At 74.5% G+C, this 20,151-nt stretch carries 18 protein-coding genes and 1 pseudogene; 9 read left to right on the forward strand and 10 right to left on the reverse strand.

Features of this window, described 5'->3' with window-relative positions; all coding sequences use genetic code 11:
* Positions 1-72: 72 nt before the first annotated feature.
* From AB0G13_RS18140 to AB0G13_RS18155, 4 genes are all read left to right on the forward strand, one after another.
* Positions 73-702, forward strand: a complete 630-nt coding sequence (locus AB0G13_RS18140; protein ID WP_357875529.1) for an MBL fold metallo-hydrolase — start codon at positions 73-75, stop codon at positions 700-702.
* A gap of 5 nt (positions 703-707) precedes the next feature.
* Positions 708-1,658: a hypothetical protein gene (locus tag AB0G13_RS18145; protein ID WP_357875531.1), complete on the forward strand. Its 951-nt coding sequence runs from the start codon at positions 708-710 to the stop codon at positions 1,656-1,658.
* A 37-nt stretch (positions 1,659-1,695) separates the two neighbouring features.
* Positions 1,696-2,439 (forward strand): hypothetical protein, encoded by a 744-nt coding sequence (locus AB0G13_RS18150; RefSeq protein ID WP_357875533.1) that lies wholly within the window; start codon positions 1,696-1,698, stop codon positions 2,437-2,439.
* A gap of 154 nt (positions 2,440-2,593) precedes the next feature.
* Positions 2,594-3,556, forward strand: coding sequence for a GNAT family N-acetyltransferase (locus AB0G13_RS18155; protein ID WP_357875535.1), 963 nt, complete (start codon positions 2,594-2,596; stop codon positions 3,554-3,556).
* A 91-nt stretch (positions 3,557-3,647) separates the two neighbouring features.
* Here AB0G13_RS18155 and AB0G13_RS18160 read toward each other — a convergent pair whose 3' ends face one another.
* Positions 3,648-4,103, reverse strand: coding sequence for a gamma-glutamylcyclotransferase (locus tag AB0G13_RS18160; RefSeq protein WP_357875537.1), 456 nt, complete (start codon positions 4,101-4,103; stop codon positions 3,648-3,650).
* A gap of 106 nt (positions 4,104-4,209) precedes the next feature.
* Here AB0G13_RS18160 and AB0G13_RS18165 point away from each other — a divergent pair, with 106 nt between their 5' ends.
* The gene (locus tag AB0G13_RS18165) at positions 4,210-5,613 is read left to right on the forward strand and encodes an NAD(P)H-quinone dehydrogenase (RefSeq protein WP_357875539.1); all 1,404 of its coding nucleotides are present in this window, start codon (positions 4,210-4,212) and stop codon (positions 5,611-5,613) included.
* Here the strand turns inward: AB0G13_RS18165 and AB0G13_RS18170 are convergent.
* Together AB0G13_RS18170 and AB0G13_RS18175 are read right to left on the reverse strand one after the other, a co-directional pair.
* Positions 5,591-6,211, reverse strand: coding sequence for a DUF998 domain-containing protein (locus AB0G13_RS18170; RefSeq protein ID WP_357875541.1), 621 nt, complete (start codon positions 6,209-6,211; stop codon positions 5,591-5,593). The genes AB0G13_RS18165 and AB0G13_RS18170 overlap by 23 nt on opposite strands.
* Before the next feature lie 94 nt (positions 6,212-6,305).
* A complete protein-coding gene (locus AB0G13_RS18175; RefSeq protein ID WP_357875543.1) occupies positions 6,306-6,956 on the reverse strand; it encodes a DedA family protein in 651 nt (216 codons plus the stop codon).
* A gap of 546 nt (positions 6,957-7,502) precedes the next feature.
* On the opposite strand from AB0G13_RS18175, the gene thrS reads away from it, so the two are divergent.
* Complete coding sequence (thrS, locus tag AB0G13_RS18180) at positions 7,503-8,720, forward strand: threonine--tRNA ligase (protein ID WP_357875545.1); 1,218 nt, start codon at positions 7,503-7,505, stop codon at positions 8,718-8,720.
* Between the two features lie 47 nt (positions 8,721-8,767).
* On the opposite strand, the gene AB0G13_RS18185 is transcribed toward thrS, so the two are convergent.
* From AB0G13_RS18185 to AB0G13_RS18200, 4 genes and pseudogenes are all read right to left on the reverse strand, one after another.
* Positions 8,768-10,711, reverse strand: coding sequence for an ABC transporter ATP-binding protein (locus tag AB0G13_RS18185; RefSeq protein WP_357875569.1), 1,944 nt, complete (start codon positions 10,709-10,711; stop codon positions 8,768-8,770).
* Between the two features lie 199 nt (positions 10,712-10,910).
* Positions 10,911-12,644: an ABC transporter ATP-binding protein gene (locus tag AB0G13_RS18190; RefSeq protein WP_357875547.1), complete on the reverse strand. Its 1,734-nt coding sequence runs from the start codon at positions 12,642-12,644 to the stop codon at positions 10,911-10,913.
* Positions 12,638-13,102, reverse strand: a complete 465-nt coding sequence (locus AB0G13_RS18195; protein ID WP_357875549.1) for a MarR family transcriptional regulator — start codon at positions 13,100-13,102, stop codon at positions 12,638-12,640. Before AB0G13_RS18195 ends, AB0G13_RS18190 begins: the two co-directional genes overlap by 7 nt.
* Positions 13,103-13,127: 25 nt before the next feature.
* Positions 13,128-13,575, reverse strand: a pseudogene (locus AB0G13_RS18200) (DoxX family membrane protein).
* Positions 13,576-13,658: 83 nt separating this feature from the next.
* On the opposite strand from AB0G13_RS18200, the gene AB0G13_RS18205 reads away from it, so the two are divergent.
* Positions 13,659-14,267 carry a TetR/AcrR family transcriptional regulator gene (locus AB0G13_RS18205; protein ID WP_357875551.1) on the forward strand — a complete coding sequence of 203 codons (609 nt, stop codon included), beginning with the start codon at positions 13,659-13,661 and terminating at the stop codon, positions 14,265-14,267.
* Positions 14,268-14,334: 67 nt separating this feature from the next.
* Here AB0G13_RS18205 and AB0G13_RS18210 read toward each other — a convergent pair whose 3' ends face one another.
* Together AB0G13_RS18210 and AB0G13_RS18215 are read right to left on the reverse strand one after the other, a co-directional pair.
* Positions 14,335-15,774 (reverse strand): GuaB1 family IMP dehydrogenase-related protein, encoded by a 1,440-nt coding sequence (locus AB0G13_RS18210; RefSeq protein ID WP_357875553.1) that lies wholly within the window; start codon positions 15,772-15,774, stop codon positions 14,335-14,337.
* A gap of 86 nt (positions 15,775-15,860) precedes the next feature.
* Complete coding sequence (locus AB0G13_RS18215; protein ID WP_357875571.1) at positions 15,861-16,472, reverse strand: LysE family transporter; 612 nt, start codon at positions 16,470-16,472, stop codon at positions 15,861-15,863.
* 81 nt (positions 16,473-16,553) lie between these two features.
* Between AB0G13_RS18215 and AB0G13_RS18220 the strand changes: the two genes are divergently transcribed.
* The gene (locus AB0G13_RS18220; RefSeq protein WP_357875573.1) at positions 16,554-17,444 is read left to right on the forward strand and encodes a LysR family transcriptional regulator ArgP; all 891 of its coding nucleotides are present in this window, start codon (positions 16,554-16,556) and stop codon (positions 17,442-17,444) included.
* A 119-nt stretch (positions 17,445-17,563) separates the two neighbouring features.
* Here the strand turns inward: AB0G13_RS18220 and AB0G13_RS18225 are convergent, their stop codons facing one another.
* Complete coding sequence (locus AB0G13_RS18225; protein WP_357875555.1) at positions 17,564-19,312, reverse strand: biotin carboxylase N-terminal domain-containing protein; 1,749 nt, start codon at positions 19,310-19,312, stop codon at positions 17,564-17,566.
* 147 nt (positions 19,313-19,459) lie between these two features.
* Between AB0G13_RS18225 and AB0G13_RS18230 the strand changes: the two genes are divergently transcribed.
* Positions 19,460-20,083, forward strand: a complete 624-nt coding sequence (locus AB0G13_RS18230) for a PadR family transcriptional regulator (protein WP_357875575.1) — start codon at positions 19,460-19,462, stop codon at positions 20,081-20,083.
* Positions 20,084-20,151 lie beyond the last annotated feature (68 nt).

A 20,151-nucleotide genomic window follows, 5' to 3' on the forward strand; every position in this document is an offset into this window, starting at 1 on the left:
CGTGACGCGCCACCACGTCGGTTCCGGCAGACTGCGCTCAGTACGTCACGATTCGATAATCTTGGAGTCACGATGCAGCTCACCAAGTACGCGCACTCCTGCCTCCGGGTGGAGCACGACGGGGGAGTGCTGGTCATCGACCCGGGGGTGTTCAGCGAGGCGGCGGCGCTCGACGGGGCGGACGCGGTGCTGATCACCCACGAGCACCCCGACCACCTCGACGTCGGGGCGGTCACCCGGCAGCTCGACCGGCGTCGGTTCGTCATCCACGGTCCGGCGTCGCTGGCCGACACCCTGGGCGACGCCGCCGAGGCGCTCGAACCGGTCCGACCCGGGCAGTCGTTCACGGCCGCCGGCGTGCCGGTACGCGCCTACGGCGGGCAGCACGCCGTGATCCACCCCGACATCCCGGTGGTGGACAACCTGGCGTACCTGCTGGACGACGTGGTCTACCACCCCGGGGACAGCCTGGTCGTCCCCGAGGACACCCAGGTCGACACGCTCTTCCTGCCGATCCACGCCCCGTGGACGAAGTTCTCCGAGTCGCTGGACTTCCTCCGGGCGGTCGCCCCGCGCCGGGCGTACGCGCTGCACGACGGGCTGCTCAACGACAACGGGCTCAACGTGCTCAACGGCAACTTCGCCCGGCTGTCCGAGGTGGACTACCGCCGGCTCGAACCGGGCACCCGGATCGACGCCTGACGGCGATGCCCGGCCCGCCCCGAGAGCTGGTGCACCGGCTCTACACCACCCCGCCGGACCGGTTCGTCGCCATCCGCGACGAGGCCGTCGCCGAGGCCCGCCGCGCCGGCGACCCGAAGACCGCCCGGGAGATCGCCCGGCTGCGCCGGCCCACCGTGGCCGCCTGGCTGGTCAACCTGCTCGCCATCCGCCGCCCCGAGCTGGTCGCCGACCTGGCCCAGCTCGCCGAGGCGCTACGCACCGCCCAACGCGAGCTGCGCGGGCCCCGGCTGCGGGAACTCTCCACCCAGCGGCGGGCGGTGGTCGGCGCGCTCGTCGCCGAGGTGCGCAAGCTGGCGGCCGGGGCCGAGGGCGCCCCGTCGGCCGGGAAGCTGCCGCTGGCCGAGGTGGAGGCCACCCTCAACGCCGCGCTCGCCGACACCGACGTCGCCGAACAGGTCCGCTCCGGCCGGCTGCTCAAGGCCGCCACCTACGCCGGCTTCGGCGAGGTGCCCCGCCCGCAGCTGCGCCTGGTGACCGGTGGGGAGGAGCCGGAACCGGCGCCCCGGCCCGAGCCGGCGGGCAAGCAGCGGCGCGACGCCGACCGGAGCGCGCTCCGCGCCGAGCAGGCGGAACGGGCCGCCCGGGCGGAGCGGGCACGCCGACGGCGGGCGCTGGAGAAGGAGCTGGCCAAGGCGCGTACCGATCAGGAACGGGCCGAGGCGGAGCTGGCCGACGCGACGACGACCGAGCGCGACGGCGTCGCCGCCCTGGACGCCGTCGAGGCGGAGCTGGCCGAGCTGGAGCGGCGCCGGGCCGTCGCCGAGCAGGACCTGAGCCGGGCGCGGCTGGCGCGGCGCGGGGCGGAACGGGTGGTGACGGCCGCGCGTCGCCGCGCCGGCGAGGTCGAGGCGGCGGTGGAGGCCCTCGACGCCGAGGAGGGGACTGCCGAGTCGGACGGTGGCGCGGCAGACTGACCCCTGTGGACGGACGGGTCGACCGGGGAACGGGCGGATGACGCCGGAACAGGCCGCCGCGGCCAGCAAGCCGGTCGTGCTGGAACTCGGTGACCTCTTCACCCGCTGCCCGACCACCCTGCGTCGGGCGCGACTGCTCGGCATCTCCGGCTGGGCGTTCTACGTCACCGGGCGGGCCGGCGCCCTCGGCGAAGTCCGCGCCGAGACGGTCGCCGCCGCCCTCGGCTTCCTGGCCCCCGACGCGGTCGCCGACGGCTGGGACGCGGCCCGGCGGGTCGTCCCGCCGGTCGAGGTGGCCGCCGCCACCCTGGCCGAGTGCTGCCGGTGGGGTGAGGAGCGGCTCGACCCCCTTCCCGGGGTGAGCCGGCTCGCCGCCCTGCTCGGCCGCGCGGTCGACGCCGCGGACGCCAGCGGCATGCCGCTCTTCGCCGCCTGGCGGGCCATGCCGGTGCCGGTCCGGACGGCCGGCGCCCGGACGGCCGTCGGCCTGCGCCTGCTGCGGGAGCACTTCGCCGGGGCGCACCTGATCGCGGTCCGGGCCAGCGGGATGACCCCGCTGGAGGCCGTGCTCGCCGGGCCGGACGGGGAGGCGGGCGCGGTCGCCTGCGGCTGGCCGCCGCCGTACCCGCCGGTCGGGCCGTTGGTCCGGCGGCGGCTCTGGGCCGAGGCGGTGACCGACCGGCTGGCCTCGCCGGCGTTCGCGGCGCTCGGCCCGGCGGACGGCGCCGAGCTGGTGGAACTGCTCATCGCGACCAGGACGCACCTGACCGACCAGGGCTGAGCCGCCCCGCCCCGGGGGTGCGTGGCCCGGCGCCCGTGGCCCGACGCCCGGCGTCCGGCGTGCGTGGCCCGGCGTCCGGAGTCGCGGCAGCCGGCCGGCGCAGCGGTCGGAAAATCGGCGGCGCCCCGTCGGCCCGCCTGCCAGGATCGCCCGCGTGACTCTCCCCGCCGGCTGGCACGCCCGCCGCCCCACCCTGGACGACGTACCGGCGATCCTCGCGGTGGTGCACGCCGCCGACACGTTCGCCATCGGCCACCCGGACTTCGCCGCCGACGACGTGCGCGACGCGCTGACCGCGCCGAACGTCGACCCGGAGCGGGACTCCTGGGTGGTGACCGACCCCGACGGCACGCTGGTCGCCTGGGCGATCCTGGACAACCCGACCGGGGCGGGACGGGAGTTCGTCGACGTGTTCGTCGACCCGGACCGGGGCGCGTCGGTGCGGGCGCCGCTGTTGGCCCGGCAGGTGGAGCGGGTGGCCGGGCGGGCCGCCGAGCGTGGCCTGCCGGCCCTGACCGTGCGGTGCCCCGCCTACCCGCCCGAGCGCCGGTGGGTCGAGGAACTGGTCGCCGCCGGGTTCGGCTTCGTCAAGCGCTACCAGGTCATGAGCCGGTCGCTGGCGGGGGTGCCCGGCGAGCCGCCGCCAACGCCGCCCGGGGTGACGGTCCGCCCGCTGCGACCCGGCGACGAGTCGGAGCTGCGCGACTTCCACCGGGTCTTCGACACCGCCTTCCGCGACACCCCCGACTACGAGCCGCTGGCCTACGACCGCTGGCGGGCCCGGATCGCGGCCGACACGGCCTGGGACGAGTGGTTCGTCGCCGAGGTGGACGGGCGGCCCGCGGGCGTCCTCCAGTCCTCCGACCAGGCGCTCGACCGCAACGAGGGCTGGGTCAAGAACCTGGCCGTGCTGCCCGCTCAGCGGCGCCGGGGGGTGGGCGCGGCGCTGCTGAGCCACGCGTTCGCCCGGTACGCCGCGAAGGGCCGGGAGTCCGCCGGCCTCGGGGTCGACCTGGCCAACCCGACCGCCCCGCTGTCGCTCTACCTCTCGGTGGGGCTGCGCGAGGTGCGCCGGGTCGACATGTACGAGTTGGTCGTCCCGGCCGCCGGTGTGTGATTGACGACGCCGACCGGGGCCGGCTGGAGGCCCCGCCCGGCTCCGGAGCAGACTGGGGGCCGTGGGATACGCGCTGGGCCGACGATACGGGCTAGGCCGACGCGGTGCCGGTGGGGCGGGACCGCAGCTCGGTGACGTAGTCGTCCGGCGCGCCCGCCTTCTCGGCGGCGTTCGCGATCTCCGAGAGGTACCACGCCGTGGGCAGTCCGCCCTCGTACCCGTCGAAGACGTAGATCCACGCGGTCACGTCGCCGTCGAGGGTCGAGACGCGCACGTGCAGCTTGCGGTACGTGCCGGCGGCCACCCCCTCGATCTCGTCGAGCTGGGCGGCGTCGTAGGGGTGGATGTCGTAGATCGCCACGAAGACCCGGTCGCCGGGGGACTCGACGACCGTGCTGACCGCGCCCTCCCAGCCGACGACGTCCTCGCCCGCGAAGGTGAGTCGCCAGCCTTCCAGCCAGCCTGTGCCCACCATCGGCGAATGCGGACAGTAGGCGCGCATGCGGGCGGGGTCGAGGTTTGAGCCGTAGGCGGCGTGATGACGCACGGCGATGACGATAGCCCGCCCGCCGGGTGGGGGAGAATACGACAGTGCGTGTCGGACGCGTTCGGGAGAAGAAAGTCACTGTGAGCACTGACGAAGGGCGAGCGCTGTGAGCCGGATCGTGATCATCGGCGGTGGACCGGCCGGTTACGAGGCGGCCCTGGTCGCCGCGCAGCTGGACGCTGATGTCACCGTCGTGGAGGCCGAGGGCGCCGGCGGGGCCTGCGTACTGTCCGACTGCGTGCCGTCGAAGACCTTCATCGCCAGCTCCGAGGTGGTCACCGGCTACCGGGACACCGAGGAGTTCGGGGTGCACTCCGACGGGCTGGAGGCGGTCACGGTCGACGCCAGCGCGGTGCACGAGCGGGTCAAGCGCCTCGCGCTCGCCCAGTCCGCCGACATCCACGCCAAGCTGGTCAAGGCCGGGGTGAACTTCGTGTCGGGCACCGCCCGGCTCGGCGAGGACACCCTCGGCCACACCCACCGGGTGCTCGTCACCCCGACCGACGGCGGCGGGGAGCAGTCGATCGCCGCGTCGACCGTGCTGGTCGCGACCGGCGCCACCCCCCGCCAGCTGCCCACCGCCGTCCCGGACGGCGAGCGAATCCTGACCTGGCGCCAGGTGTACGACCTGCCGGACCTGCCCGAGCACCTCGTCGTGGTCGGCTCCGGCGTCACCGGCGCGGAGTTCGCGAGCGCCTACCTGGCGATGGGCGTGCAGGTGACCCTGGTCTCCAGCCGCGACCGGGTGATGCCGCACGAGGACGCCGACGCGGCGATGGCGATCGAGCGGGTCTTCCGCAACCGGGGCATGAGCATCCTGAACAACTCCCGGGCGGACGCGGTCCGGCGCACCGCCGACGGGGTGGAGGTCGAGCTCTCCGACGGCCGCAGGGTGGCCGGCTCGCACGCGCTGATCGCGGTCGGCTCCATCCCCAACACCGCCGACCTGGGGCTGGCCGAGTACGGCGTCGCGCTGGCCCGGGGCGGCTACGTCACCGTCGACCGGGTCTCCCGGACCAACGTGCCCGGCATCTACGCCGCCGGCGACTGCACCGGCGTGCTGCCGCTGGCCAGCGTGGCCGCCATGCAGGGGCGGATCGCGATGTGGCACGCGCTCGGCGAGGCGGTCCGGCCGCTGCGCCTGCGTACCGTCGCGGCGAACGTGTTCACCGACCCGGAGCTGGCCACGGTGGGCGTCTCGCAGGACGAGGTCGACGCGGGCAAGGTGCCGGCCCGACAGGTCATGCTGCCGCTGGACGGCAACGCCCGCGCCAAGATGGACGACCTCGCCGACGGCTTCGTCAAGCTCTTCTGCCGCCCGGCCAGCGGCCAGGTGGTGGGCGGCGTGGTGGTGGCGCCGAAGGCGAGCGAGCTGATCCTGCCGATCACCATGGCGGTGGAGAACAACCTCACGGTCAACGAGCTGGCCCAGACGATCACGATCTACCCGAGCCTCTCCGGCTCCATCACCGAGGCCGCCCGCCAGCTCATGCTGCACGAGCTGGAGTGACCCGCGGCAGCAAGGTGACCGCGACGACGACGAGCATCGCGACCTCGGTGAGGATGAGCAGCCGCTCGACCAGGCCGAGCAGCAGCCGGTCGCCGGGGTAGGCCGACCAGACCATCGCCGCCGCCAGCGCCACGCTGGCCGTGGCGAGGCCGCGTACCCGGCGGCCGGCGGATTCGGGCAGGTGTCGGGCGAGCAGCCAGCCGGCGACCGGCAGCGCCAGGAAGGCGACCACCGAGGCGTACCGGTGGACGTAGGCGGCGGCGTCCATGGGCAGGCCGGGCTCGTTCGTCGGCACCACCGCGGCCAGCAGCAGCCCGCCGACCCAGGCGGCCAGGAGCGCCTCGGCCGCCCGGTTCGTTCCGGCGGCGGGCGGCCGGTGGGCGCGCCACAGGGCGGGAAGGAGCACGGCGGTGGCCGCCGCGAGCACCACCATCGCGACGTCGATCACCCCGCCCCGGTCCGAGACGGCGTAGTCGCTGACGGTCAGCGCCCACGGGTCCAGGTCCTCGTTCACCTCGGCGTGGCCGATCACGGCGAGCAGCGCCGCCAGGGCGATCCCGCCGAGGGCCAGCAGTCCACTGTTCCGGGTTCCGCGCATGGCTCAGCCTGTCGCGGAGAGAACCCCAGACGGATCCGGGCCACCCACCGAGATCGATCCCCGGGACCACCCCTAGGCGGCGCCGCCCGGGCGGTCACTCCGCCCCGGGCGCGTCCGTCCGCACCGGGACGGCGACCGGCACCACCGCGACCGCTTCGGTCGCCCGCCGGGCCCCGACGACGGTCATGGCCAGGCCCGCCGCCGCGAAGCCGGCCGCCGCGACCGCCGCGATCAGCGCCAGCCGCCAGGCCGACCCGGTGAGCGCCGTCCCGCCGAGGTGCCCGACCAGCCCGCCGTAGGTGGCCCAGCCGAGCGCCGCCAGGCCCTCGTAGAGCAGGAAGAGCCGGTACGGGTACCGGCTGCGGCCGGCCGAGAAGCAGGCCGCCATCCGGCCACCCGGCACGAAGCGGCAGAGCAGGATCACGAGCGGCCCGGGCCGGCGCAGCCCCTGGGTGACCCGGCTGGCGACCCGCCGGGCCCGGCCCCGCTCGATGTCACGGGGTGCCCGGCGGTCGGGCGCGCCCCGCCCGAGCAGGTAGCAGGCCAGGTCCCCGACGAAGACCCCGAGCGCGCCGACGGCGATGGTCACCGGCAGGTTCAGCCCGCCGTACACGGTGAGGGCGCCGCCGGTGATCATCACGACCTGGGTGGGGACCACCGGGACGAAGGCGTCCGCGACCAGCAGCGCGAGCAGCGCGAGGTACGCCCAGGCCGGCGACGCGACCTCAGTGAGTAGTTCGGGCACGACTGCCACCTCGCCGGACGGGGCCGATTGCGGGTACCGAGCCTGACGGGTCGTCCGGCGTCACGGGGCACGACCCTGGCTCGTGGTGACCACCGACACGGCAGGGCCACCGGACACAACGAGCGGACACACCCGCAGGTGACGGCCCCGCGGACCGTCGAGGGTCGGCGGATCGGAGCGGCCCGGCGTACCGTTGGCGGCGCGCGGCCCCACGACCGTCGGGTCCCCCGTTCCTGACGGTCCGGCCGCCGCGGGCCGCCGGCAGGTCCCGTGCCGGCGGCCCGCCCCCGTGCCGCGCGGCGCGTCGAGCCGTGCTCCCGCCGCGCCGTCCGGGTGCCGGACCGCCCCGGAAAACCGGCTGCGGTCCGCGCGGGCGGGGACGTATCGTCGCCGTATGCACAGTGCGGTATCCACCACGACGCCGGGAGACCCCGGCGCGCCGTACTGACCTGACCGTCGACGAGGCCCCGGGGCGATCCGCCCCGGGGCCTCGTCGCGTCCGGTGACCGGGTCGCCTCCGGGTCGTACCCGATCAAGGAGCGCGACATGATCGACCACCGCAGACTCGGCCGGGAGCTGGAGCTGTTCGGCTCCGACCCGCTGGCCGGCGCCGGGCTGCCGCTCTGGCTGCCGGCGGGCGCCGCCGCCCGGCACGCCGTCGAGGAGTACGTCCGCGAGCTGGAGCGCCGGGCCGGCTACCGGCACGTGCTCACCCCGCCGCTGGGCAGGCGGGAACTCTTCGAGCTCTCCGGCCATCTCGGCTACTTCGCCGACGACATGTTCCCGCCGATGGCGCTCGGCGCCGACGACGAGTTCGTGCTGCGGCCGGCGCTCTGCCCGCACCACGCCCTGGTGTTCCGGGCCCGGGGCCGCTCCTACCGGGAGCTGCCGCTGCGGATCGCCGAGCTGGGCGGCATGTATCGCGCCGAGCGCTCGGGGGTGCTCGGCGGGCTGTCCCGGGTGCGCGCCATCTCGCTCAACGACGCGCACAACTTCTGCGCGCTGGAGCAGGTGGGCGAGGAGGTCGTCGAGATCCTCCGGCTGATCCGCGAGGCGCACGCCGCGCTCGGCGTACGGCCGGCGGGGTTCCGGCTGTCGCTGCGCGGGCCGGGGGAGAAGTACGTCGGGGACGACGCCCAGTGGGCGCGGGCCGAGGAGCTGCTCCGCGCCGCGCTCGACGGGGTGGAGTTCACCGAGGCCCCGGGGGAGGCCGCGTTCTACGGTCCGAAGATCGACATCCAGGTGCTGGACGCCGCCGGCCGCGAGTTCACCCTCTCCACCGTCCAGCTCGACTTCGACAAGCCGGAGCGGTTCGACCTGTCGTACACCGACGCGTCCGGGGCACGGCGGCGGCCGGTGATGGTGCACCGGAGCCTCGTCGGCAGCATGGAGCGGCTCTTCGCGTACCTGATCGAGGTGCACGAGGGCGCCTTCCCCGCCTGGTACGCCCCGGTGCAGCTGGTCGTGCTGCCCGTCGGGGACGACCAGGCCGGGGCGGCGGCCCGGCTCGCCCGCGACGCGCTGGCCGCCGGGCTGCGCGTCGAGGTCGACGGGGCCGGTTCGCTGGGTTCCCGCATCCGCGACGCGGCCCGCGCCCGGGTTCCGTACGCCGCCGTCGTCGGCCCCCGCGAGGCGGCCGAGGGCGCGGTCGCGCTGCGGTTGCGCGGCGGCCGCGCCCTGGACCCGATGCCCGCCGCCGACGCCCTCCGGCTGATCGGCGCGGTGGTGGCCGACCGCGCCCCGACCCTGCTGCCGGCCGGCTGAGCCCGGCCCCGACGGCCGCCCGCCCCGCGCCACCGGCGGCCCGCCCCTTACCGGGTGGATCCCTCGAGCGGCGCGGGCGCGGGCTCGGGCAGAGCGTCCGGGTCGGGGTCGGGCTGGAGGGCGGCGGTGAACTGCGACCGGTAGAGGCGGTGGTAGGCGCCCCGCGCGGCGAGCAGTTCGTCGTGCGTGCCCTGCTCCACGATCCGGCCGTCCTCCATCATCAGGATCAGGTCGGCGTCGCGGATGGTGGAGAGCCGGTGCGCGATGACGAAGCTCGTCCGGTCCGACCGCAGCGCGGCCATCGCCCGCTGGAGCAGCACCTCGGTGCGGGTGTCCACCGAGCTGGTCGCCTCGTCCAGGATCAGCAGCGACGGCTCGGCGAGGAAGGCCCGGGCGATCGTGATGAGCTGCTTCTCGCCGGCGCTGACGTTGCTGCCCTCCTCGTCGATCACCGTGTCGTAGCCGTCGGGCAGGCTGCGCACGAACCGGTCCACGAACGTCGCCCGGGCCGCGGCGACGATCTCCTCCTCGGTCGCCCCGGGCCGGCCGTACGCGATGTTGTCGCGGATGGTGCCACCGAAGAGCCAGGTCTCCTGGAGCACCATGCCGATCCGGCCGCGCAGGTCGTCTCGGCGCATGGTGGTGACGTCCACCCCGTCGAGCGTGATCCGGCCGGCGTCCAGCTCGTAGAAGCGCATGACCAAGTTGACCAGCGTGGTCTTGCCGGCCCCGGTCGGCCCGACGATGGCCACCGTGTGCCCGGGCTCGGCGACCAGGGAGAGGTCCTCGATCAGCGGCTTGTCCGGGGTGTACCGGAAGGAGACGTTCGCGAACTCGACCCGGCCGTGCGGGTCGCGCACCCGGGCCGGCTCGACCGGGTCGGGGCTCTGCTCCTCGGCGTCGAGCACGGCGAAGACCCGCTCGGCGGAGGCCACCCCGGACTGGAGCAGGTTCGCCATCGAGGCGACCTGGGTGAGCGGCTGGGTGAACTGCCGGGAGTACTGGATGAACGCCTGCACGTCGCCGAGGCTCATCGACCCCGACGCCACCCGCAGGCCGCCCACCACGGCGATCGCCACGTAGCTGAGGTTCCCGACGAACATCATCGCCGGCATGATGATCCCGGAGATGAACTGGGCGCCGAAGCTCGCCCGGAACAGCTCCTCGTTCTTCGCGGTGAAGGCGGCCTCCACCTCGCGCTGCCGGCCGAAGACCTTGACCAGCTCGTGGCCGGTGAACGCCTCCTCGATCTGGCCGTTCAGCTCGCCGGTGTGCGCCCACTGGGCGATGAACTGCCGCTGCGACCGCTTGGCGATGCTGGTGGTGACGACCACCGAGACCGGGACGGCGACGAGGGCCACCAGGGCGAGCAGGGGCGAGATCCAGAACATCATGGCCAGCACGCCGACCACGGTGAGCAGCGAGGTGAGCAGCTGGCTCAGCGTCTGCTGGAGGCTGGTCGAGATGTTGTCGATGTCGTTGGTGACGCGGCTGAGCAGCTCGCCCCGGGGCTGCCGGTCGAAGTAGGGCAGCGGCAGCCGGTTGAGCTTCTCCTCCACGTCGGCGCGCAGCCGCAGCACCGTGCGCTGCACCACCCCGTTGAGCAGCCAGCCCTGCCACCACATCAGCACGCTGGACGCCAGGTAGAGCCCGAGCGCCAGCAGCAGCACCCGCGCCAGCGCGGCGAAGTCGATGCCCACGCCGGGCACCACGTCCATCCGGGCGAGCATGTCGGCGAAGTTGTCGTTGCCGGCCGCCCGCGCGGCGGCCACCGCCTGGTCGGCGGTGGTGCCGGCCGGCAGCTGCCGGCCGATCACACCCGTGAAGATCAGGTCCGTGGCCCACCCGAGCACCTTCGGCCCGACCACGCCGAGCCCCACGCTGACCACCGCCAGCGCGATCACGGCGACGAGCTGGAGGCGCTGCGGGCGCAGCCGGCCCAGCAGCCGCCGGGCCGAGGGCCCGAAGTTCATCGACCGCTCGGCGGGCATCCCGATGCTCGCGTGCGGACCGCCGCGCTGCCCGCCGGGCGGCAGCCGCTTCGGCGTCCGCGCGTCGGCGGCCGGCTTCTGCTGCGGTACGGCGCTGCCGTGCCTGTCGCTCCGCTCGCTCACGCCGCCACCTCGCTTCGCTCCGCGGCGGCGCGAGGCGCCGCGCTGCCGTGCCTGATGGTTCGCTCGCTCCGCTCGCTCACGCGACCACCTCCGTGGTGTTCTGCGACGCCACGATCTCGGCGTACGTCGGGCAGGTGAGTAGCAGTTCGTCGTGTCGGCCGATCCCGACCACGCCCCCGTTCTCGAGCACGACGATCTGGTCGGCGCCGACGATGGTGGAGACCCGCTGCGCCACGATCACCACGGCGGCGTCCGCGGTGACGGGACGCAGCGCCGCCCGCAGCCGCGCATCGGTGCCGAGGTCGAGCGCGGAGAACGAGTCGTCGAAGAGGTAGATCTCCGGCCGCCGGACCAGGGCCCGCGCGATGGCCAGCCGCTGCCGCTGCCCGCCCGAGACGTTCGTGCCGCCCTGCGCGATCGGCGACTCCAACCCCTCGGGCATCGCCTCGACGAAGTCCCGCGCCTGGGCGATCTCCAGCGCGTCCCAGAGTTCCGCGTCGGTCGCGTCCGGGTTGCCGTAGCGCAGGTTGCTCGCCACGGTCCCGGTGAACAGGTACGGCCGCTGCGGCACCAGCCCGATCCGGCGCCACAGCTCGTCCGGCGCCAGGTCCCGTACGTCGACGCCGTCGACCAGCACCGTGCCGGCGGTCGCGTCGACCAGCCGGGGGACGAGCGACAGCAGGGTGGTCTTGCCCGCGCCGGTGCTGCCGATGACCGCCGTCGTCGTTCCCGGCGTCACCCGGAACGACACGTTGCGCAGCACCGGCTCGGCCGCGCCCGGGTACTGGAACCCGACGTCGCGCAGTTCCAGCTCGCCCCGGGCCGTCACCTCGGTCACGGGGTGGGCGGCGGGCACCACGGAGGAGTCGGTGTCGAGCACCTCGACGATCCGCTCGGCGCAGACCGCCGCGCGCGGCACCATCATCAGCATGAAGGTGGCCATCATGACCGCCATCAGGATCTGCATCAGGTACTGCAGGAAGGCGGTGAGGGAGCCGACCTGGATCGCCCCGGCGTCCACCCGCTGGGCGCCGAACCAGAGCACGGCGACGCTGGAGACGTTGAGCACCAGCATCACCACCGGGAAGATCAACGCCATCAGGCGGCCGATGCGCAGGGCGGTCGCGGTGAGGTCGGCGTTCGCCGTGGCGAAGCGTTCCGTCTCGTACGGCTCCCGGACGAACGCCCGCACCACCCGGATGCCGGTGATCTGCTCGCGCAGCACCCGGTTGACCGTGTCGATGCGGGTCTGCATGAGCCGGAAGCCCGGCACCATCCGCCGGATGACCAGCCACAGGGCGACGGCCAGCACGGGCACGCTGACCAGCATCAGCCAGGAGAGCCCGATGTCCTCGCGCAGCGCCATCACCACGCCGCCGACGCTCATGATGGGCACGGCGACGAGCATCGTGCAGCTCATCAGCACGAGCATCTGCACCTGCTGCACGTCGTTGGTGTTGCGGGTGATCAGCGAGGGCGCGCCGAACCGGGCGACCTCGCGGGCGGAGAAGCGGTTGACGTGCGCGAAGACCGACGACCGGACGTCCCGGCCGAAGGCCATCGCCGCCCGCGCGCCGAGGTAGACGGCCGCGACCGAGCAGACGATCTGGACCAGGCTGACCGCGAGCATCCAGCCGCCGGTGCGCAGGATGTAGTCGGTGTCGCCCCGGGCCACGCCCAGGTCGATGACGTCGGCGTTGAGGCTGGGCAGGTAGAGCGACGCCATGGTGCCGACGAACTGGAGCAGCACCACCGCGGCCAGCGGCCGGTGGTACGGGCGAAGGTGCGTACGCAGCAGCCGGGTCAGCACGCCGGGCCCCCTTCCGGGGCGCCGTGCTCCCCGTTGCCGATGACCTCGAGGAGGAACTCACGGATCACCGCCGCCTTCGCCGGATCGGCGTCGACCGAGGTGAGCGGGGCGGCGGAGCGGATCACGGCGGCCAGCGCCTCGACCCGGGCCCGGCCGGCCGCCGTGATGGTGATCTTGACGCTGCGCCGGTCGCTCTTGTCGCGCTGCCGTTCGACGAGGCCCTCGCGGGCGAGGGTGTCGACGATGCCGGTGAGGGTGGCCGGCCGGACGAAGCAGTGCTCGGCGACCGTGCGGTGCGACAGTTCACCGTGCTCGGCGAGGGTCATCAGGGTGACCATCCCGGCCTGGGTGAGGCCGTGCGCCTCGGCGAGGTAGCGGTTCCACCGCTGCCCGGTGACGTGTCCGGCGACCACGAGCAGTCGCCCGATCGGCACGTCCCGTAGCGTGATCAGTTCCATGGCCGATAGATTAGCGCCCTGAACGTCAGGCCCCAAACGAAATAGCGGTGGCCACGGCGACGAAGAAGACCTGTTCCGCCGTGCGCGGGCCGAGGGGGGTCGCCGGCTTGCCGGCCAGGGTCAGCCCGCGTCGGGCCGCCGAGACGTTCGCCGGGAACATGGCCAGCATCAGCAGGGCCAGCCCGGCCGCGGTCCAGCGGGCGGTCGCCGGCACCAGTAGTCCCGCCGCGCCCATCAGTTCCAGCACCCCGGTGAGCGTGACCCAGCAGGTCGGGCCGGGGCAGGGTGGGCGGCACCATCGCGATCATGTCCGCCCGGTAGGCGGGGGCGAAGTGCGCGACACCGGTCACCACGAACATCAGCGCCAGCCCCACCCGCAGCGCGGGGTGCCAGCCGTCGACGGCGGCCGCGCCGACCAGTCCGGCCAGTCGGGCGAGCGCGGTGCCGGCCAGGAGTGCGATCAGCGGAGCCATCCGGTACCTCCTCGGGGCAACTTGTCGCCGACAAGATTGCGGCCCGAGGTGTCATCTTGTCAATAGCAAGATACGATCGCGGCATGACCGGAACGCGCGGCTACCACCACGGCGACCTGCGTCGCGCCCTGCTCGCGGCGGCGGTGCGGGTGATCGAGGAGTCCGGCCCGGCGGCCCTGAGCCTGCGCGACCTGGCCCGCCGGGCGGGTGTCTCGCACGCCGCCCCCGCGCACCACTTCGGCGACAAGGCCGGGCTGCTCACCGCCCTCGCCGCCGAGGGCTTCGAGCTGCTGGCCGAGGCGTTGAACGGCGCCGGCGGCGACCTGCTCGACAGGGGCGTCGCATACGTCGACTTCGCGGTTGGCCACCGCGCGCACTTCGAGGTGATGTTCCGCCCGGACCTCTACCGGCCCGACGCGGAGGAGCTGGTGGCGGCCCGCCAGCGTGCCGGCGACGCGCTGCACTCCGGCGTCGCCGCGCTGCCCGAGGGGCGCCCGACGGCGGCGGACCCGCAGGGCGACGCGCTCGCGGCCTGGTCCATCGTGCACGGCTTCGCCACGCTCTGGCTATCGGGCGCGCTGCCGCCCCGGGTCGGCGACGACCCCCGGGCGGCGGCCCGCGAGGTGATCCACCGCCTCTTCCCGAAGCCGCCCGCACCGGTCCCGGGCCCGCCGGCACCCGCTGCGCCCTGACGAAGCCGGGTGCCCCGGCCGACGCGGGCGCGGCGTCGGCCACGCGCCCGGTGCCGCGCGGGGCCGGTCACCAGCTGGTGGGCAGCGGCATCCCCTCGGTGTAGCCGGCCGCGCTCTGCACGCCGACCAGGGCCCGCTCGTGGAACTCGGCGAGGTCCCGCGCGCCCGCGTAGGTGAAGGCGCTCCGCACCCCCGCGATGATCTCGTCGATCAGGTCCTCCACGCCGGGGCGGGCCGGGTCCAGGTACATCCGGGCCGAGGAGATGCCCTCCTCGAAGACCGCCTTGCGGGCCCGGTCGTACGCGCTGTCGTCGGCCGTCCGCGCGCTGACCGCCCGCGCCGAGGCCATGCCGAAGCTCTCCTTGTAACGCCGGCCGTCGGCGTCGGTGTAGAGGTCGCCGGGGGACTCGTAGGTGCCGGCGAACCAGGAGCCGATCATCACGTTCGAGGCTCCGGCGGCCAGCGCCAGCGCCACGTCGCGCGGGTGGCGTACGCCGCCGTCGGCCCAGACGTGCCGGCCGAGCTGGCGGGCCGCCGCGGCGCAGTCGAGCACGGCGGAGAACTGCGGCCGGCCCACCCCGGTCATCATCCGGGTGGTGCACATCGCGCCCGGGCCGACGCCGACCTTGACGATGTCGGCTCCCGCCCGCACGAGGTCGCGTACGCCCTCGGCGGTCACCACGTTGCCGGCCGCCACCGGGACCGCCGGGTCCAGCGCGCGCACCGCCCGCAGGGCGGTGATCATCCGCTCCTGGTGGCCGTGCGCGGTGTCCACGACCAGCGTGTCCACCCCCGCCTCCAGCAGCGCCGCCGCCTTGCCGGTCACGTCGCCGTTGATGCCCACCGCGGCGGCGATCCGCAGCCGGCCCCGGTCGTCCACCGCCGGCCGGTAGAGGGTCGCCCGCAGCGCGCCCTGCCGGGTCAGCACCCCGACCAGGCGCCCCTCGGCGTCGACCACCGGGGCGAGGCGGCGCCGGCCCGCCGAGAGCCGGTCGAAGCCGGTACGCGGGTCCGCGTCCGCCGGCACCGTGTGCAGCTCGGTGGACATCACGTGCCGGAGCTGGGCGAAGCGGTCCACGCTGACGGTGTCGGCCTCGGTCACCACGCCGACCGGCCGGCTCTCGTCGTCGATCACCACCACGGCGCCGTGCGACCGCTTCGGCAGCAGGTGGATCGCGTCGCCGACCGTGTCGGTCGGGCCCAGCGTGATCGCGGTGTCGTGCACGAGGTGCCGCCGCTTGACCCAGGCGACGACGTTCGCCACCACCTCGATGGGGATGTCCTGCGGGATGACCGCGATCGCGCCCCGCCGGGCGACCGTCTCGGCCATCCGGCGGCCGGACACCGCCGTCATGTTCGACACCACCAGGGGGATGGTCGTGCCCGTGCCGTCGGTGGTGGCCAGGTCGACGTCGAGCCGCGAGCCCACCTCGGAACGGGCGGGCGCCATGAAGACGTCGTTGTAGGTCAGGTCGTGCGCGGGAGCCGCGCCGTGTAGGAACCGCACCCCGCCATCATTCCCGCCCGCCGGCACCCGCACCCCCGGCGGTAGCGGAAAACACCCCGGCCGGGCCGTACGCGACGCCACCCGGGTCAGCCCAGCACCAGCCCCACCGCGATGGCGGCCATCACGAGGGCGACCACGCTGTCGACGACCCGCCACGCCGCCGGACGGGCCAGCACGGGCGCGAGCCGGTGGGCGGCGGCGCCAAGGATGGTGAACCAGACCGCGCTGGCGAGCGCCGCGCCCGCGCCGAAGACCCAGTGGTGCGGGTGCTGGCGGGCCACCCCGCCGAGCAGGAGGACGGTGTCGAGGTACACGTGCGGGTTGAGGTAGGTGAAGGCGAGGCAGGCCAGCACCGTCGCCCCGAGCGTGGCCGGCGGTCGGTCGGCGGGGGAGAGCGCGCCGGGGCGCAGCGCGCGGCGGGCCGCCAGCACGGCGTACCCGAGCAGGAACGCGGCGCCCAACCAGCGGGCGGCGGCCAGGGCGGCGGGGTGTTCCGCCAGGGCGCCGCCCATCCCGGCGATCCCGACGCCGATGAGCAGCGCGTCGGAGGCGGCGCAGACGACGATCACGGGCACCACGTGCTCGCGGCGCAGGCCCTGCCGCAGGACGAAGGCGTTCTGCGCGCCGATGGCGGCGATCAGCGCGATCGCCAGGGAGAAGCCGGCGACGGCGGAACCGGCCGGGGAGCTGCTGAGGATGTCGGGCACGGGTCGACGCTACGAGGCGCGGCCGATGCAGCCCAGCTAAAGATTCTCATGGCGGATAAGCTGGGCTTCATCATGCTCGACACCATGCAGCTCCGGACGTTCGCCACGGTGGTCCGCGAGGGCAGCTTCGAGGCGGCTGCGCACGCCCTGCACGTCACACCGTCGGCCGTCAGCCAGCGGATGAAGGCGTTGGAGCAGGCCGTCGGGCAGGTGCTGGTCCGCCGGACGAAGCCGTGCCAGGCCACCGACGCGGGCCGGCCGCTGCTGCGGCTGGCCGGGCAGGTGGCCCTGCTGGAGCGGGAGGCGCTGGACGCCGCGCGCCCGCCGACGACGGGCGGAGCCGGCCCCACCCGGGTGACCGTCGTGGCGAACGGGGACTCGCTCGGCACCTGGTTCGTCGGCGCGCTGGCGCGGCTGCCCGCCGAGTTGGCGCTCCTGTTCGACGTACGCCGCGACGACGAGGACCACACGGCGGAGCTGATCCGCGACGGCACCGCGATGGCGGCGGTGACCGCCCAGCGCGAGGCCGTCCAGGGCTGCCGGGTGGAGCGGCTGGGCGCCATGCGGTACGTCGCGCTGGCCCGGACCGAGTTCGCGGCCCGCCACTTTCCCGACGGTCTCACCGAGGCGGCCCTCGCGGCGGCGCCGGTGCTGGCCTTCGACCGCAAGGACCAGCTCCAGCAGCGGTTCGCCCGCACCGTGACCCGGCGTCGGATCGACCCGCCCGTCCACTACGTCCCGTCCTTCGACGGCTTCAACGAGGCCGTGCGGCTGGGGTTGGGCTGGGGGATGGTCCCCGAGCGGTTCGCCCGTGCCGACATCGCGGCCGGCCGCTGCGTCGACCTCGGCGCCGGGCGCCACCTGGACCGGCCGCTGTACTGGCAGCACTGGCGGGTGGACTCGACCACGCTGGACGCGCTGACCGCCGCCGTCCGCGCGGTCGCCGCCACCGAGCTGCGCTGACCCGCGCGTCGGCCGGGCAGCGAGCCGGGGCCGGGCAGCGACCCGGCGGGCCGCCGGCCGGGGATCAGGCGAGCGCCGAACGTAGCCGGGCCGGCGATCGGGCGGCGACCCCGGACAGGTCAGGCGATGGTGCAGATCGCCGCGCCGGCGGTGATGACGGCGCCGACCTCGGCCGCGAGGCCGCTGACCGTGCCCGCCTTGTGGGCGTGCAGCGGCTGCTCCATCTTCATCGCCTCCAGCACCACGACCAGGTCACCCTCGGCCACGGTGTCGCCGTCGGCGACCGCGATCTTGACGATGGTGCCCTGCATCGGGGAGGTGAGCGCGTCGCCGCTGACCGCGACGCCGGCCTTGGCCCCACCGCCCCGGCGGGCCGGCTTGCGTGCGGCGGGCGCGGCGGCCGTACCCCCGCCGAGGCCGGCCGGGAGGCTGACCTCCAGCCGCTTGCCGCCGACCTCGACCACGACGGTCTCGCGCTCGACCGGCGCGTCGGCGGGGCCGGCGGCGGCGGTGAACGGCGGGACGGTGTTGTCGAACCCGGTCTCGATCCACCGGGTGTGCACGGTGAACGGCTCGGCGGTGAACGCCTCGTCGCGGACCACCAGCCGGTGGAACGGCAGCGCGGTGGCCATGCCCTCGACGACCATCTCGTCCAGGGCGCGGCGGGCCCGCTCCAGCGCCTCGGTACGCGTCTCGCCGGTGACGATCACCTTGGCCAGCAGCGAGTCGAAGTTGCCGCCGATCACGTCGCCGGCGGAGATGCCGGTGTCCACCCGGATGCCGGGACCGGAGGGCAGCCGCAGCGCCGTGACCGTGCCGGGGGCGGGCAGGAAGCTGCGGCCCGGGTCCTCGCCGTTGATCCGGAACTCGATGGAGTGCCCGCGCGGCGTCGGGTCCTCGGTGAACCGCAGCTTCTCGCCGTCGGCGATCCGGAACTGCTCCCGGACCAGGTCGATGCCGGCGGTCTCCTCGGTGACCGGGTGCTCGACCTGGAGGCGGGTGTTGACCTCCAGGAAGGAGATGGTGCCGTCGGCGCCGACCAGGTACTCCACCGTGCCGGCGCCGTGGTAGCCGGCCTCCCGGCAGATCGCCTTGGCGCTGTCGTGGATCTGGGCGCGCTGCGCGTCGGTGAGGAACGGCGCGGGGGCCTCCTCGACCAGCTTCTGGTGCCGGCGCTGGAGCGAGCAGTCCCGCGTGCCGACCACGATCACGTTGCCGTGCCGGTCGGCCAGCACCTGCGCCTCGACGTGGCGGGGCTGGTCCAGGTAGCGCTCGACGAAGCACTCGCCCCGGCCGAACGCGGCGACCGCCTCGCGGGTGGCCGACTCGAACAGGTGCGGGATCTCCTCCATGGTCCGGGCCACCTTGAGCCCGCGCCCGCCGCCGCCGAAGGCGGCCTTGATGGCGACCGGCAGGCCGTGGTCGACGGCGAACGCCATCACCTCGTCGGGGCTGCCGACCGGGTCGGGGGTGCCGGGCACCAGGGGCGCGCCGGCGCGCTGGGCGATGTGCCGGGCGGTGACCTTGTCGCCGAGGTCCCGGATCGCCTGCGGGGTGGGGCCGATCCAGGTCAGCCCGGCGTCGATGACGGCCTGGGCGAAGTCGGCGTTCTCGGAGAGGAAGCCGTAGCCGGGGTGGACCGCGTCGGCATCGGCCTTCGCGGCGACCTCCAGCAGCTTGTCGATGCGCAGGTACGTCTCGGCGGCGGTGTCCCCGCCGAGCGCGTACGCCTCGTCGGCCAGCGTGGCGTGCAGGGCGTCCCGGTCGGAGTCCGCGTAGACGGCGACGCTGCCGAGGCCGGCGTCGCGACAGGCGCGGATGACGCGGACGGCGATCTCGCCGCGGTTGGCGATGAGTACCTTGCGCACCTTGCTGGCTCCTCCCCGGAGGGTCACTGACCGGGAGTGTATCGGCCACCGTGGCGGCCCTAACGATCGCTCAGTGTGGGATGCCGCACTGTTCCCCGCGCCCTAGTCAAATTTGCTTATTACGCTCGTCCGGTGTCTGCCACGCGAATGATGATCCTCGGCCTGGTGCGCTGGATGCAGCCCGTGCACGGCTACGACGTGCGCCGCGAGCTGCTCAGTTGGAGCGCCGACAAGTGGGCGAACGTGCAGCCCGGATCGATCTACCACGCCCTGCGCAAGCTGACGCAGGAAGGGCTGTTGCGCGAGGTGGCCACCGAGCAGGTGGGCGCCCGTCCGGCCCGCACCACGTACGAGGTCACCCCGAAGGGGGAGGAGGAGTTCGAGTCGCTGCTGCGCGGCCTGTGGTGGCAGCTGCACGAGCCGCCGGACCCCTTCGCGGCGGCGTTCTCCTTCCTGCCCGCGATGCCGCGCGAGGAGGCGGCGGCTGCCCTGCGCAACCGGGCGAACCTGCTGCGCGCCGGTGTCGAGTGGATGCGTACGTCGTTGAGTTCTGACTGGATGCGTGAGACCAAGCCGGTGCACGTGGGGTGGATGTTCGAGCTCTGGACGGCCCGCTCCGAGGCGGAGATCTCCTGGTGCGAGCGGATCGCGGAACGGATCGAGTCGGGGGTGTCGTACCTGCCCGAGGGGCTGGAGCGGGCGCAGGGGTGGGAGGGCTGGGAGGAGCGGCTGCCGCCCCGGCCGTCGCCCGGGCCGTCGGCGGAGGAATAATCAACGTTGACCATAAGAGCTATATCGCGTTAGCCTGCCCGGGACGCCACGGGGGAGCCTGCCGTCCG

The sequence above is a fragment of the Micromonospora sp. NPDC023633 genome, assembly GCF_040640035.1.
In the GTDB taxonomy this organism is placed as follows: Bacteria; Actinomycetota; Actinomycetes; order Mycobacteriales; family Micromonosporaceae; genus Micromonospora.